Consider the following 15,432-nt stretch of genomic DNA (forward strand, 5'->3'; position numbering starts at 1 on the left):
GCTGGTTTTCAATAACTGGCTGTGATTTTTATTTCCTCCAATCCAATATATTATTCCTTCTCGTATTTAAAAGCAAATTTATTTTTAGTGATATACCAATCTTTTTCAGCAACATAGTCCATAATAATTGTTCTACCAACAAATTTTGCGGCATACAAAACTCCTGCGGGAATATAGTAACAATCCCCTTTTCGATATTTTTTTTCGTTCTCCACCAATATTAAGATCCATTTCCCCTGCAATCACTATTCCACAACGGGCAGCATGCGAATGTCTTGGAATTTCGCCAATACCATTGAAATCAAAGAATACAACTTGTTACTTCTCCCCTTGCATTAACCATGCCCAAACTCCATCATAAGACATCTCTACTTCGGGTAAACTTTTTATCATTTCGGGATAAATATCATTAATACCTTTATCTATTTAATATTTATTCTGATGCGCCAATAAATTGCTTTCGATTAAAAAAAATAGCTGATGCACAAAAAAAAGGATAACAAAACTACACCAATTTTAACAATAGTAAATCGTGCTTTCTTAAATTAGTAGAGGAGGTTAAGAAAGATAGCAATTAACGTCAATAGTGAATTATTTTATTCTTATTAGGGTTAAATAATAATTAACTAAATAACAAGATAGAAATTGAAAGTGTTTATATTCTATGGAAACAACTATCTAGCAACACTTATCATTAATTTATTTGTAAATTCAGGCACTTTTTGCGAAAAAACACATAATGATAAAAACTCACTCGTTCGTTAATCTAAGTATCTGTATTCTACTTGTTAATTTAGTATTAACCCCTTTAGCTACCATTGCGACAAATTCAGATCCAAATAAACTGCAGGTCCCTTTTTCGGTGAACAAACAAAATATAACTGTATGGAATGGTGAATGTTATGTGCCTTTTTTTATAAAAGGAATCAATTTAGGTGTTTCTGTTCCTGGTACATTTCCTGGAGAACTGGCTGCTACTAAAGAACAATATTCACGCTGGATTGCAGACATGCAAGATGTTGGTTTTAATTGCATTCGACTTTACACTCTGCACTATCCTCGTTTTTATGAAGCTTTAAAAGAATTTAACGATACCAACCCAGCAAATCCTATGTTTGTAATGCACGGTGTGTGGCTCGATGAAAATATTGAAAACTACAACAACGATTTACATCAATTAAATGAGGTTTTTACCCAAGAAATAGAGGATGTTATTGATTGTGTTCATGGAAATAAAAGAATTGAACATCGTTTCGGAAAAGCTTATGGCACCTACTCTACAGATATCTCTCCCTGGATTATATCCTATATTATTGCCAGAGAAATACATCCTGCTGAAGTAGAAAAAACAAATAAAAATCATGCCGATCAAACTTCTTTCGTCGGACAAATTTTTAAATTAAACGTCGCTAATCCTTCGGAAGTGTGGGTAAGCTCCCATTTAGAATCTTTAGTACTATACGAACGTACTAACTACAATACAGAGCGTCCCGTCAGTGTTTCCAACTGGCCTACTTTAGATCCCTTAACGCATCCAACTGAAACAACTTCGGAAGATAGGTCCTCAATAGATCTTGCCAATTTAAATATAACTGGTGCACCTGCAGGTTTTTTTCTAAGCTATAATGCTTATCCATACTATCCAAATTTTATTAGTGAAGATCCTGTTTATCAACAATATTTTGACACTCGGGGATCCAATAGCTATTTAGGATATATTACAGATTTGAAAAATCATTATCAAAATTTTCCTGTACTTATAGCAGAAATTGGTACTCCATCGAGTTGGAGAGCCGCTTACTGCTCCACCAGCGGAATGAATCATGGGGGTAATTCTGAAGTAGAACAAGGTTTAAATTTTCTTAGATTACTCGATAATATTAAAGAAGCCAACTGTGCTGGAGCAATTGAGTTTTCATGGATTGATGAATGGTTTAAACGAACTTGGATTACGGACCCATTTGATTTTAATCCGGAAGCAAGAATTTTATGGCACAATGTAACCGCAGCAGAACAAAATTATGGATTAATTGCTTTCCGTCAAGCAGAAACACATTACACTGATCTTGAAAATTTCGGGAAAAATAAGCCCATTACCAAAGTTATGTCTGCAGCAAATTTCGACTATTTCAAGCTTCGCCTAAAGTTGCAAAATGAACTATCCAATATCGATACCATTTGGGTAGCCATTGATACCTACGATGCTACTCTTGGGGAATCTATTTTACCAAACGGAACAACGATTACTAACAGGGCTGAATTTGCTTTACAGATTACCAGCGACTCTGCCAAACTATTCGTAACGCAAGCATACGATTTATATGGTATCTGGCACGGAGTATCTGAAGATAAACAACTATATCATTCCATTCCTACTGATGGTGCTCCTTGGAATTTAGTGCGATGGAAAAACAATAACAGTTCCCTTAAAGTACAATACATTGGTAATTTAAAAACAAGACGATCCGAATTGCCTCCATCTAGTCTTGATGCCGTAGTTATTTCCAATGATTCTATAGACATTCGCTTGCCTTGGTCCTTGTTACAAATTACAGATCCTGCTAATACAAAAGTGATGAATGATGAAAGATCGACGAAAGAAACCGAAGAAGCTATTTCGGATGGTATTGCTCTTACTATTCTTCACAATAATGTATTATTGGAAGGAAATAACCGTTTTTTATGGAGTTGGGGTACTCCTAGCAATTATGTGGAGGTGAAAAAACAGTCCTATTATATTACGAAAGATGGACTAACAGAATTCAACAATGTACCCATAGCATACGTCGATTCCTATGAAATAAATCAGGACAAAATTCTAAGTATTGAAGCCAAAAACGGTTTGCTGGCTAATGATTTCGATTTTGATGGAAGTTTAATTTATTCAGAATTATCGGGATTCACCGAAAATGGATTCGTTTTTCTAAAGGAAGATGGTTCTTTTAAATACATTCCGAATACTGGTTTTAGCGGAGAAGATTTTTTCACCTATCGTGCATTTGATGCAAGAGGGCACTCCATAGAAACGAAGGTAAGCATTGCTGTTGCTTCTACTACTGCAATTAAGGATTTCGAAGAAGTAGAAGCTCCTAACATCAGTATTTATCCAAATCCAACAAGTAATTTTTTAACTATAAATTTTCCAGGTAAACACAAAAAAATTCTTAGAATCATCAACCGAAGTGGGTCCATCATCTACAAAAAACAAATTCGTAGGACAAAATATATTATTGATGTTCAATCATATCCCAAAGGAGTTTACCTATTAAAAATTCAAACAAATGGAAAATTGATTAGTAGAAAAATTGTAATCAACTAATACTAAATTTGTTTTTCTTTTCCATAAAAAACACCCCAAATGTTGTGTCCAACTTTTGGGGTGCAGTTCATGAACGAGGTTTTTTAAATTGGTATAATTTATATCTATTTAATAATTAATATTAAATATCTTTCTCGGAGTGTTGAACTCCATTGCTATGTGTTTTTGATTTTAAAACATTGTATTTTTTACCAAAATAGTAACGAAAAGTAAAATTAGCTACTCTATTTTCAAATTTATATTTCATTCGTTGTTTAAATCGATCGCCCGAAGTATTTACATTGAACTTATTACTGTTCAAAACATCATAAATATACAAAGACAAACTGGCTTTTCCTTTCATGATTCTTTTTCCGAAGGCAAAATCAGCATGAAAGCATGGATCGTAACTTCCTTGAGCAACTGGCATTTCAGTCTCGTAACGAAAAGTAGACTGAAAAGTAAACCATTTAGGTATCCGCATGATTGAGGTTAATTTTGCAAAAAAACCAAAATCATCATTTGTAGGAAAACTCACCTCACTCGACGAAGTAAACTTTTGGTAAATACCAGACAAGTAAGAATTTACACTCCACCACTCATTTAACTTTGTCTCCATATTAAAATCGATACCTGCATAATGCTTACTACCTAAATTCTCGAATGTTACAATTGCGACATCATCTTTCACCCATCGAAACTGATTGATAATATTATCCTTATACAAATAATATAAATTGGTGGTATAAGTAATCTTATCTCGTTTGTATACGAAAGTTAACTCAGGCATATGTGTATAGTAGGCTCCTAAATCTTTCGTTCCTAATCTTTGATTTTCTGGATCCTGCAAATTCTGAAATGGATTTACCATTCTAGAATCAGGGCGATAAATCATTTTTGAATAAGTAAGCAGTAATTGCTTATTGTCCGATAATTGATAAGAAAGATGAATACTGGGAAAAAAATCTAAATAATCCTCCTTATAGTTCTCATTAGTATTTATATCGGAATACTCGGAACGCAATCCTAACTGATATCCAAAATGATCATTTTTTCCACCAAACAGAAAATACAAGCCCTGAATACTTTCTTTATAATTGAAAGCAGTGGAAATATCAATTGGCTCCTTGTAATTTATCTCATTAGTTCGAAATAAATAACCCGTTTCAATAGATGCACTTTCCCCTATTGGTTGCTTGTAATCCAATTGAACAATCGCTTCCTCTCTATCCGAATCGTAAAAATCATTGGTCATTGAACCCGACTCTATATAATTCCCATAATTCTCTGCATCATTATTGGTATAGGAAGCATCAATAGATAGTTCCTGCCCTTTTTTTGCAAACATATGAATAAAAGAAGCATTGTAAACCCATGAATCCAAGTCGATATCTACAGCACTTTCCCGTAAGGTTTCATTAGGAGAAGCACTACTAGTTGCTAAATTTCGAGAATATTTATAATCACCATTCGAATTTTGTTTCACATTACGATTGGTTAGCGAAAGACTAAACGTATTTTTCTCGTTAATCAAATAATCCATTCCTACTTGACTAATGTGGCTTCTATTCCCAAAATCAATATCCGCATTTACATTCAACATTTCGATATTATCTTCAATTTCAGTGAATCGCATCACACTGTAATCTCTTCCAGACCAATCGTTTTGGTAGCTGTACGAGCCTGAGAAATTAAGCTTTCCGGTCCGAAAACTTAGTGCAGTGCGCCCCGAATGTTTATTAATAGTACCAATGGTAGCGGAAACATTCCCATTAAAGCCTTTGGCTCTTTCTTTTTTCATAATAATATTCACAATACCAGCAGAACCAGAAGCATCATATTTCGCAGAGGGACTGGTAATTACTTCTACTCGATCCACATCTGCCGCAGGCATATTACTTAGAACATCTCCGGGGCTCATTCCTAACAATCCACTTAGTTTTCCATCAATTAATATTTTTACATCGGAGCTACCTCGCAATTCAATTCCACCAGAAGCAGTAACATTTAATTTAGGAATTGTAGCTAAAACTTCATTTATTGTTCCTCCATCCGAAACTGGCGATTTGGAAACATTATAAACCGTTTTATCCAATTCAACTCGAGAAAAATCACGATTCCCATTCACCTCCACTTCCGATAAATTTTGTGTATTAGCATGTAAAATAAGTGGATTCGATAAAAATAAATTTTCGTTCTCTTTTAAAAGAACTGGCTCGCTGCTATAGCTTTCAAAGCCCAGATATTCCAACTTATAAAAATAGCTAGAACTCATTAATCCAATAAGTTCAAACTCTCCTTTTCTATTGGTAATTGTTCCTTTTACCAATACCGAATCGGGTAATGAATAAATAGAAACAGTAGCATATTCCAACGGCTTTTGCTCTCCACTTTCTATTACAAATCCCTTTAAGCTTGAATTGGTTAGCGTTTTTGGATTATCCTGAGCATAGGATTGCATGCCAGGAATTAAAAAAAACAGGAAGACCGGTAATAATCCATTTCTGAAATTACGTTTTAAATTCATGTGTAGTATTCGATTAGTTAGTGTACTTAATGATAGGTTCAACAAAAGTATATAATTTATGTTATAGACCAATGTAAAAACGCAAAAAAAATCAGCTGTTAGCAAACAAAAACGATCAGTTTATCATCAGTTTACATCTATTCATGTTCAAAATACACATATCAACACCTATTTCATTAAGCAGAAATAAAGCACTGGCTATTTAATATAAATCACATTTAACAAAAAAAAAGCATCAATCCCTTTACGGATGATGCTTTGTAGCTCCTAAAATTGTAAGGATTCAAATTTCCAATTGTTGCTTTAATTCCTTAAATCCGTTCCGACTAACTTTTAAACTCTCACCGGATTTTAAAATTACAATCCAATGATCTTTCTCATAAGGTTGCAACTGGGCTATTTGATCAATCTTCACCAAATAGGTACGATGAATACGACAAAACTCATTAGAATCTAAATGCTTTTCAAAGTACTTCATCGTTTTTTGCTTCAGATATTTGCCTTCATTGGTATAAATCATCACATAATCGTCCTGCGCTTCAAAATATTTAATTTTATCAATAGCAAGTACATCAATTTTATTTCTTGATTTTACAACCACCCGAGTCAATAACTCATCTGATGAATCGTTATGGCTTTTAATTTTCTCAATTTGATCTTCACTCTTCACCGAATTAGAAATTCGATCCTTCACTTTACTCACTGCGTCATTAAAGCGTTCATTCGAGAATGGTTTTAGTAAGTAATCAATTGCATTGTGCTCAAAAGCTTTAATTGCATATTCGTTATAGGCAGTGGTAAACACAATATTACAAGGTTTATCAAGTAATTCTAACATCTCAAAACCTGTTAGTTTTGGCATCTGAACATCTAAAAACACCAAATCGGGTTGCAAGTCATTAATTGCTTTTAAGCCTTGAAATCCGTCGGAGTATTCCCCTACAATTTTAATTTCTTGATATGCTCCCAAATACGCTCGAACCAGATCTCTTGCCAAGCTTTCGTCATCAATAATTATTGCTTTAATTGCTTCCATATTTTATAAACTTTGCGGAAATTCCAGGTGAACAGTAAATTGATTCTCTCTTTTAACAATTCTCATTAAATCGGCACGACCGTAAATTAAATTTAAGCGTTCCTGAATATTATGCAATCCTATTCCATTTCCTCTTGTTGGAATAGCTTCCGGATCGAAATTATTACTGATACTAATTTTTAAAGTATCGTTCTCGAAACTACATTTAGTATGAACACAAACAGGTTCGAGACTTTCGTGCACTCCATATTTAATTGCATTTTCGTATAAGGGTTGTAAAATTAAATTCGGAATTTTTAAGTTTTCACAATACTTCGAAAGATCGAAATGAAGTTGCAGACGATCGCCAAATCGGACTTTCTCTATTTCCATGTACAAACGAATATTACTTAATTCGTTACTCAAATTATTCAACTCCTTTAAATCTTGAGCGAGCGAATAGCGCAGGTAAGTAGACAATTTTACCAGCATTTCTCGAGACAACTCTGGTTTTGATAAAGTTAAAGAACTAACTGAATTTAAACTATTAAATAGGAAATGTGGATTGATTTGAGATTTTAATGCTGTTAGTTCTGCTTCCTTCACCAACTCTTTTAATTCAGATTCGTGCACCAATTTATCCTGAAAATTACGATAATACATTATTAAATAGTACACAATCACAATATAATCATACATTCCAAAAGCTAACAGAATCTGCCAATGTATCGGTATTAAGTAATCGAATCCTTCGCTGGAACCACCAAACAATGAAACTCGAATTTGGTATGCTGAAGAAACCCATATTCCAACTACAATTAGTCCGGCTGTTAAATGGTGCAAAAGAAAACCAAAAACTCCAAGACTTTCGATACTGGTAAACATCACAACAAACCAAATACATGCTCCTAATATCAGTACCGGAAAAGAAAAACTAAAAGCATTTAAAAAGGCATCGTAAGGCAATCTCCCCTCAAAATACCATCCAATAACAAATAACAGCGTGGCAAAAAACAACCAAGATGCTAAATATATTGGAATGGCAAAACGATTTTTTAAAAGAGGATGTTGCATTACAATTATTTATAGGATTTAATTTCACATCCGCCCAAAGCCACAACGCCTTTAATAATTAATTCCTTTTTAGGTTCTACAATGTAATTCGTAGTTGGTATTCGTTTGTCGGAAACACCACCCAAAATAGCAGACACTTCCACCTTAACCTCCCAATCGGATGGAACCACAAGAACACAGCCACCAAACATGGTAAATACATCAATTATATTTGTGCCTTCGGCCAGATCAGCATTTGTGAAATTTAATTCAGTACCTCCAAAAACACAAGTAATTTTCCCGCCTCTAAAATTTTTGGTATTGATCACTTTTTCGCCTCCACCAAATACATTTAGCTCATCAATATAATCAGAATTTGATCCTTCTACTGGTCGTTGCTTATCAAAACCACTTTCGTTCCGTTTTCGAATTACTACAACTCCAATTACAATTAACATTACCGGCCAAAATAAACCTCGCCAATTAAAGCTCCAATCGAATATCATAGGCATTAAAAACACACCTCCTACTGCCATTAGCACAATTCCAGTGGTTTTATCGTCTTTCCCAAAAAAGAAAAGCGCTCCCAATCCAAACAGCAACATTGGCCACGAAAAAATAACATAGCGCAATTCGTAAGGAATAAAATCTAAATTTTTAAGCACTAGTAAACATCCAAAAAGGATTAAGAAAATTCCGAATATGGCTCGGTTATTTGTGTTTGATTTATGATTTGATTTCATAATAATATATTTTAATGCTATGAATTTATTTATTTTTACTGCAATATGGTGAATCGGGAGCAAAAATAAATGCAATGCCTCCTAAGATAAGTAGAATGGGGAAAAACCATATGTCCCAACTGGCAGGAATAAAATACAAATCATCCATTAGGAAATAAACTCCCGCAGCAACCGCCATTAAACCTCCAAAAACTTTTCTGCGAACTAAAATCTGAAGCACTCCAACTAAAATTAAAAAAGACTCCCATCGGTACAAATAAGTTTCAATAAAATTAGATTGATAATTCAATCGCTCTAAAGCAATTACAAGTCCAACTATTATTAGTAAAAGGCCTACAAATAGACTTTTATTTTTCTTATTTTTATCCATAATACTGTTGTTTAAGATTAAGTTTTACGTTGTTTCTACTGCTAAAGTAGTTCAACAAACATGCTTTTACTTGCCAAAATCGGTTAATTGCGCTCAATAATCGGTAAAAGGCTAAAAAAAAGAAAGACCACTATTTAAAATGGTCTTTGTCTATTCTAGTTTTCAATCTCAGTTTACAATCATCTCCATTTTGCCTTCATCTTACATTAGGAATTTTAATTCTTAACATACAGTAACTATTTTTTATCATCGTAGCTTTATAAAGATTGAACCTTAGCTTCTAATATTATATGGCAAACAAAAATAAAACCCCGAACCTTTTCCAAGCTTACTCTCCACCCAAATTTTTCCTCCAAGCATTTCTACGTACGATTTAGAAATTGCTAATCCGAGTCCTGCTCCTTGACGGGCCATTTTATCCAAAATATCCGCCTGAATAAAGCGTTCAAAAATAGCCACCTGCCTATCTTCTGAAATTCCTATGCCTGTATCTTTCACATAAAATTGTAGAAGGTCACCATCTTCTTCTTTAATAAGCTCATACCCTAGTTTAATGGATCCTTTCTCGGAATATTTTATTGAATTTTTAACCAAATTGCTTAATATCGCAAATAACTTATCTTGGTCGGTTTCAATGACAGCTTCTTTATCGGACAATGCTTTCTTAAATCCAAACTGCATTCCTTTTGCTGCTACTTCTGGGTTAAATAGAGAATGAATATATTCAATTTGTTCATTTACATTGATTTTTTCTATTTCAAGCTCCATTAAACCTGCTTCAATTTTTGATATATCTACAATATCATCAATAATATTTAGCATTCTCACCCCGCTTTCGCTGATAATTCGCACGTACTTTTGTTGCTGTTCACCTGTTAGATTGGGCTCCCGCAATAGCTCCGAAAAACCCATAATACTATTCATAGGTGTCCGTATTTCGTGACTCATATTCGCTAAGAATGCTGATTTCAAACGGTCACTTTCTTCTGCTTTTTCCTTTGCAACAATTAATTCTTCATTTTTCTCGAGGAGTAGCAATTCGGCCTTTTTTCGATCCGTTATATCTACATTCGAACCCAAATATCCAATTAGTTCATTTTCTTTATTAAATAATGGTTTGGCACTTCCCTCAACAAGAGTAATTTTCCCTTCCTTACTAACAAAACGATATTCGTAGGCCCAACTACCATGCGACTTTACTGATTTATTCCAATTCTCAAAAACACTATCCTTATCATCAGGATGAAGTGAATTCATCCACCCATTCCCAAGGCATTCCTGCAGTCTCATGCCCGCAATTTCGAGCCATTTATTATTGGCATAAATACAATTCCCATTTTTATCAGTAGTATAAATAGCAACCGGCGAATACTGACTATATACTCTAAACTTTTCTTCGTTTTCTTCCGCTCTTTCTTTCGCTTTTATTAATTCCAATTCCGCCGACTTCAGATCTGTAATATCCTGTACTATCCCTGTTAAGTAAGTCGTATCGCCCTCCAAATTTAAAACATGCCTCCCTGTAGCTTTTATCCAACGCAATTCTCCATCAATAAAACGATTTATCCGGCATTCGAAACTCCAATCCTCAGTAGATTCTATTGCCCCTTTGAATGCCTCGTTAACATATTCTTTATCCTCCAAGAAAACATGTTGCAAAAACATTTCGTAGGTCCATTCAGGTAACAAACTTTCATATCCGAATATCTGATCATGAATCAAAGTTCTGCGCGAGGATTTATCAAGCAAATTAAGATCCCAAGCACCAATTAAACCAGTTTCTAGAGCTAAACTTAATCGATGTTCACTCTTGGCCAATGCATTTAAAATGTTTTTTTGTTCTGTTATATCATGAATCGATCCTACTAAGAATTTATTTCCAGCGGTATCAATAAAACGAGTTTTTCTTGTAATAATCGTCCTACAAATGGAACCTACTGTCATTTTTTCTTCCCGCAAATCTGATATGCCAGCATCTAACACGTTTCGATCAACTGCAAGAAAATGTTCTTTTTCATCTTTTGGAACCGATTCGCTTAAAGTATATCCAAGAACTTCTTCTTCCTTTAAATTAAAGATTTTATAGAAGGCACTATTAGCCAGAACAATACAATGATTGTCGTCTTTCACAAAAATAGGATCGCCCACCAAATTAAGAATGGTTTTTATTTGTTCTTTCTCATTGCGCAAACTTAATTCTGCCAACTTTCGCTCCGTAATATTCACATGAGTACCTATAATTCGAATTGCTTTGCCTTCATCATTATAAAACGCCTCGCCCCGCGAAAGAACATTTACCCAATGGCCTTGTTTATGACGCATTTTAAACTCCAAAACAAAACGATTCGTTTTTCGGGTCATTAAACCTTCCAGTAATCCCCAAGTTGTGCGCACATCCTCGGTGTCCGTTAATTCTTCCCAAACACTTACTTCATTTACTAATTCATGTTCTTCGTAACCAAGCATTTTTTTCCAACCTGGCGAATAGTAAATTTTTTGAGTTTCAAGATTCCAATCGTACAAACCATCATTCGATGCCTCCATTGCCAATTTAAATCGCTCTTCGCTGTTTCGTAATGCTTTTTCGGTACGCTTTTGAATAAGTAAATTCTCCTTAACAGATTCCTTCAAAGAAGAATACTTTTGTTGCAATTCCGTTAATTCTTTTACTAATTCTTCCTTGGATTTTTCTTGGGGATGTATCATATATCACTCGTAAACAACAAATTAACTATCAAAACGGAAACACTTTTAAAAAATAGAAGTGAAACTCGATCCTATTTTAAAACAGTAATATACATAAATTAAGTCCTAATTTAAAATTATTCCACATAAGGAATGCTATAAAATAGATAATGAATCAATTAGGCGTATAACTAAACGATTAATTACCTCTAATTACATAGGAAACAAAACGGATCAATCTTCGCTTATTCTTTGCAAAAATTAAGGGGCAAGACTTGCTAAATCCGCGAAAGCTTTACTATTTTTACCATTTGAGGCTTATTAGAGCAATCACAAATTTTCTATTCAAACAACGATAGACCTTTACGATTATGAATCAGGCAGTAGCAAAAATACGCATTGAAGAATTGCGAGAGCAATTACATACATACAATCACAATTATTACGTTTTATCACAACCAAGTATCAGCGATTACGACTTTGATATGCTTTTAAATGAGTTAATCGCTTTGGAAAAGCAGTATCCCGAGTTTACGGATACCAATTCACCAACACAGCGTGTAGGTAGCGATATTAATTTAGAATTTAATCAGGTAGAACACAAATACCCAATGCTTTCGCTGGGCAACACCTATTCGGAAGAAGAAATTCGCGATTTCGAGAACAGAATTAAAAAGCTGATTGATGGCGATGTAGAATACGTTTGTGAAATGAAATACGATGGAACCTCTATTTCCTTAACCTATAAAAATGGAAAATTAGTTCAGGCGGTTACTCGTGGAGATGGTGTTAGAGGAGATGATGTTACGGCCAATGTAAAAACCATAAGATCGGTACCTTTGCAACTTAGCGGAAACGCATATCCTGAAGAATTTGAGATACGAGGCGAAATATTGATGCCTTTTGAAGTCTTTAATAGCTTGAACGAAGAACGAGAAGAAATTGGAGAAGCTCCTTTTGCAAATCCCCGAAATGCAGCTTCGGGAACACTTAAAATGCAAAACTCATCGATAGTAGCCAAACGAAAGCTCGATTGCTACCTTTACTACTTGTTGGGCAAAGAAATTCCAAGCAGAAATCATTTCGGCAATTTATTAGCCGCCAAGGATTGGGGATTTAAAATTCCTGCCAACACAGCGCTTTGCAAAAATATTGACGAAGTAATTGCATTTATTAAAGAATGGGACGAAAAACGCGACAGTTTGCCAGTACCAATTGATGGTATTGTTATTAAAGTAAATTCGTTGGATATGCAGGAAGAACTTGGTTTCACCGCCAAATCGCCTCGCTGGGCGATCTCCTATAAATACAAGGCCGAAAGAGTTTCTACTAAATTAGAAAAGGTAACTTATCAGGTTGGAAGAACGGGATCGATTACCCCTGTTGCCAATTTAACTGCAGTACAGTTAGCCGGAACAACTGTAAAAAGAGCCTCTTTGCACAATGCAGATATTATTCAAAATTTAGATTTGCACGAAAACGATACAGTTTATGTAGAAAAAGGCGGCGAAATTATCCCAAAAATTGTTGGCGTAGAACTGTCGGAAAGAGCCGCGGAAGCAAAAGCAATTCAATACATCAACACATGTCCGGAATGTGGAACTCCTTTGGTTCGAAAAGAAGGAGAAGCCAATCATTACTGTCCAAACGACATGGGATGTCCTCCGCAGATAAAAGGGAAAATTGAACATTTCATCAGCCGCAGAGCAATGGATTTAGATGGGCTGGGCGAAGAAACAATCGATCTTCTTTTTCAGAAAAAATTACTAGGTAACATTACCGATTTATACCGACTAACGAAAGAAGATATGCTTCCTTTAGAACGTATGGGCGATAAATCGGCAGAGAGAATTTTAACTAGCATTGAAAATTCGAAACTGGTTCCTTACGAAAGAGTTTTATATGCTTTGGGAATTCGATATGTTGGGATTACAGTAGCCAAAAAATTGGCCAAAGCAATTCCTTCTATCGACAAATTAGCAGCTTCTACTTTAGAAGAATTAATTTTAGTAGACGAAATCGGGACCAAAATTGCCGAAAGTATTGTAGAGTATTTCTCCAACGAATACCATCAGAATTTAATTACTCAACTAAAAGAATTTGGCTTACAGCTAGAGAAGGAACCTATTGAAAATGAGAATTCCAGCACTACACTGGAAGGATTATCCATTGTAATATCTGGAAGTTTTTCGAAATACTCCCGCGACGAACTAAAGGAAATGATAGAACTACACGGCGGTAAAAATGTGGGTTCCATATCGAAAAAAACAAACTTTCTTTTGGCAGGCGAAAAAGTGGGTCCCAGCAAATTAGAAAAAGTCGAAAAATTGGGTATTGAAATAATAACAGAAGATAAATTTTTGGAAATGATTGGAGTTAGCAGTTAGCACACAATTAGAATTTTAGGATCACAAATACATTATTTTAGACTGTTTAGCTCTATCTATTTAAGTGTTATTTCTTCGACCTTAACACTTTTACCATTTTAAACATTAAATAAATGAATTTTACCGCTATAGATTTTGAAACGGCAAACGCACAACGCAATTCGGCTTGTTCGCTTGGTTTGGTTCGTGTTAAAAATGGAGTAATTGTTGAAAGTAAAGAATGGTTGATTTCGCCACCAGAAATGTACTTCCATCCGATGAATGTTAGTATTCACGGAATTACAGAGGAAGATGTGGCTAACCAACCCAGTTTCAATTACATTTGGGAAGAAGTAGAAGATTACCTGCATGGCGAAATGGTGATTGCTCATAATGCCAGCTTTGATGTATCGGTACTTCGAGCTTGTTTAGAAACTTATAACATTCCGTTTCCGGAATTTGATTATATGTGTACCGTACAAATCAGCCGTAATATTTGGCCCAGCATGCCAAACCACAAACTTAATACCATGGCACACCTTTTCGATATTCCTCTTCGACATCACGATGCATTAGAGGATACTTTGGCTTGTGCTAAAATAGCTATAAAGGCATGTGAAGTAATGAATACCAAAAATATTTCCGATTTAGCTCAAGAAATACGCATTGCTCCAGGAAAACTAAATATTAATGGTTACAAAGCTCCAAAAAAGATTAAATAAGTTTAATTTATGAATCCCAAAATGAATTTTTTCATAACTTGTGATTTAAAATTATATTTGCCAAATCAACCCGTAATTGCCAGCCCACAACTTAACGATAGCATATAAAATGAGTTTTTTTCAGAATATTAAAAATCAGCTTGCCGGATTAAAAATAAAGAGCCAACAAAAGAAAAATCCGCGTCGGAAAGAATTTCATAATTTAGACAGTGCTAAAAGCATTGGTATCCTATTCGATACACTTCAGGAAAAAAATCATACTATCGCAAAAAAGTTTAGCGAAGACCTAGCACAAAAAGGCTATAAGGTGCAAGCTGTAGGCTGGATTAATGCTGACGAACTACCTGATTTTGGTGTCGCTCAAAAGATAGTTTTCTATACCAATAAAGATGTAAAATGGAGCGGGGAACCAATTATTCCCGAATTAATCGAGTTCACCAATACTAAATTCGATTTGCTCTTTGTTCTAACAAAATCGGAACATGTTTCGATAAAATATATTACTCAAACTTCTGCTGCTGCTTGTAAAGTAGGTTCGTTGGTAGATAATTGTGAACATTTGGATTTAATGATTGATCAGGGGAAAAATAGTTCGATAGAAAACCTGATCAGCGAAAGCTTAAAATACCTTTCACAAATTAAAAAGTAGAACG

At 34.6% G+C, this 15,432-nt stretch carries 11 protein-coding genes; 4 read left to right on the forward strand and 7 right to left on the reverse strand.

Translation table 11 applies throughout. The features are described 5' to 3' along the window. Window positions 1–50: 50 nt before the first annotated feature. Window positions 51–215, reverse strand: a complete 165-nt coding sequence (locus BZG02_RS20795) for a hypothetical protein (RefSeq protein WP_180335662.1) — start codon at window positions 213–215, stop codon at window positions 51–53. A gap of 524 nt (window positions 216–739) precedes the next feature. On the opposite strand from BZG02_RS20795, the gene BZG02_RS07600 reads away from it, so the two are divergent. Next, a complete protein-coding gene (locus BZG02_RS07600; RefSeq protein ID WP_101260817.1) occupies window positions 740–3,319 on the forward strand; it encodes a T9SS type A sorting domain-containing protein in 2,580 nt (859 codons plus the stop codon). A gap of 121 nt (window positions 3,320–3,440) precedes the next feature. Here BZG02_RS07600 and BZG02_RS07605 read toward each other — a convergent pair whose 3' ends face one another. The 6 genes from BZG02_RS07605 to BZG02_RS07630 all read right to left on the reverse strand — a co-directional run bounded on the left by BZG02_RS07605 (window position 3,441) and on the right by BZG02_RS07630 (window position 11,712). Beyond that, window positions 3,441–5,825, reverse strand: coding sequence for a TonB-dependent receptor (locus BZG02_RS07605; protein WP_101260818.1), 2,385 nt, complete (start codon window positions 5,823–5,825; stop codon window positions 3,441–3,443). A 283-nt stretch (window positions 5,826–6,108) separates the two neighbouring features. After that, window positions 6,109–6,861, reverse strand: coding sequence for a LytR/AlgR family response regulator transcription factor (locus tag BZG02_RS07610; RefSeq protein ID WP_101260819.1), 753 nt, complete (start codon window positions 6,859–6,861; stop codon window positions 6,109–6,111). A gap of 3 nt (window positions 6,862–6,864) precedes the next feature. Beyond that, window positions 6,865–7,914, reverse strand: a complete 1,050-nt coding sequence (locus tag BZG02_RS07615; RefSeq protein WP_101260820.1) for a sensor histidine kinase — start codon at window positions 7,912–7,914, stop codon at window positions 6,865–6,867. 5 nt (window positions 7,915–7,919) lie between these two features. Next, window positions 7,920–8,636: a LiaF transmembrane domain-containing protein gene (locus BZG02_RS07620; RefSeq protein WP_101260821.1), complete on the reverse strand. Its 717-nt coding sequence runs from the start codon at window positions 8,634–8,636 to the stop codon at window positions 7,920–7,922. A 25-nt stretch (window positions 8,637–8,661) separates the two neighbouring features. Next, window positions 8,662–9,006 (reverse strand): LiaF transmembrane domain-containing protein, encoded by a 345-nt coding sequence (locus BZG02_RS07625; protein WP_101260822.1) that lies wholly within the window; start codon window positions 9,004–9,006, stop codon window positions 8,662–8,664. A 273-nt stretch (window positions 9,007–9,279) separates the two neighbouring features. Next, window positions 9,280–11,712: a sensor histidine kinase gene (locus BZG02_RS07630; RefSeq protein WP_101260823.1), complete on the reverse strand. Its 2,433-nt coding sequence runs from the start codon at window positions 11,710–11,712 to the stop codon at window positions 9,280–9,282. A 350-nt stretch (window positions 11,713–12,062) separates the two neighbouring features. Here BZG02_RS07630 and ligA point away from each other — a divergent pair, with 350 nt between their 5' ends. The 3 genes from ligA to BZG02_RS07645 all read left to right on the forward strand — a co-directional run bounded on the left by ligA (window position 12,063) and on the right by BZG02_RS07645 (window position 15,428). Beyond that, entirely contained in the window at window positions 12,063–14,078 is a 2,016-nt protein-coding gene (gene ligA, locus BZG02_RS07635; RefSeq protein ID WP_101260824.1) for an NAD-dependent DNA ligase LigA, read from the forward strand. Window positions 14,079–14,191: 113 nt separating this feature from the next. After that, the gene (locus tag BZG02_RS07640) at window positions 14,192–14,779 is read left to right on the forward strand and encodes an exonuclease domain-containing protein (RefSeq protein ID WP_101260825.1); all 588 of its coding nucleotides are present in this window, start codon (window positions 14,192–14,194) and stop codon (window positions 14,777–14,779) included. Between the two features lie 109 nt (window positions 14,780–14,888). Next, a complete protein-coding gene (locus BZG02_RS07645) occupies window positions 14,889–15,428 on the forward strand; it encodes a DUF6913 domain-containing protein (protein WP_101260826.1) in 540 nt (179 codons plus the stop codon). Window positions 15,429–15,432 lie beyond the last annotated feature (4 nt).

It is taken from the genome of Labilibaculum filiforme, assembly GCF_002843315.1.
GTDB lineage: Bacteria > Bacteroidota > Bacteroidia > Bacteroidales > Marinifilaceae > Labilibaculum > Labilibaculum filiforme.

Bases quoted from the DNA above. Each gene is read 5' to 3' on its own strand.
- BZG02_RS07600 (WP_101260817.1), top strand. From the start codon at position 740: ATGATAAAAACTCACTCGTTCGTTAATCTAAGTATCTGTATTCTACTT.
- BZG02_RS07610 (WP_101260819.1), bottom strand. From the start codon at position 6,861: ATGGAAGCAATTAAAGCAATAATTATTGATGACGAAAGCTTGGCAAGA.
- BZG02_RS07605 (WP_101260818.1), bottom strand. From the start codon at position 5,825: ATGAATTTAAAACGTAATTTCAGAAATGGATTATTACCGGTCTTCCTG.
- BZG02_RS07625 (WP_101260822.1), bottom strand. From the start codon at position 9,006: ATGGATAAAAATAAGAAAAATAAAAGTCTATTTGTAGGCCTTTTACTA.
- ligA (WP_101260824.1), top strand. From the start codon at position 12,063: ATGAATCAGGCAGTAGCAAAAATACGCATTGAAGAATTGCGAGAGCAA.
- BZG02_RS07615 (WP_101260820.1), bottom strand. From the start codon at position 7,914: ATGCAACATCCTCTTTTAAAAAATCGTTTTGCCATTCCAATATATTTA.
- BZG02_RS07645 (WP_101260826.1), top strand. From the start codon at position 14,889: ATGAGTTTTTTTCAGAATATTAAAAATCAGCTTGCCGGATTAAAAATA.
- BZG02_RS07640 (WP_101260825.1), top strand. From the start codon at position 14,192: ATGAATTTTACCGCTATAGATTTTGAAACGGCAAACGCACAACGCAAT.
- BZG02_RS07630 (WP_101260823.1), bottom strand. From the start codon at position 11,712: ATGATACATCCCCAAGAAAAATCCAAGGAAGAATTAGTAAAAGAATTA.
- BZG02_RS07620 (WP_101260821.1), bottom strand. From the start codon at position 8,636: ATGAAATCAAATCATAAATCAAACACAAATAACCGAGCCATATTCGGA.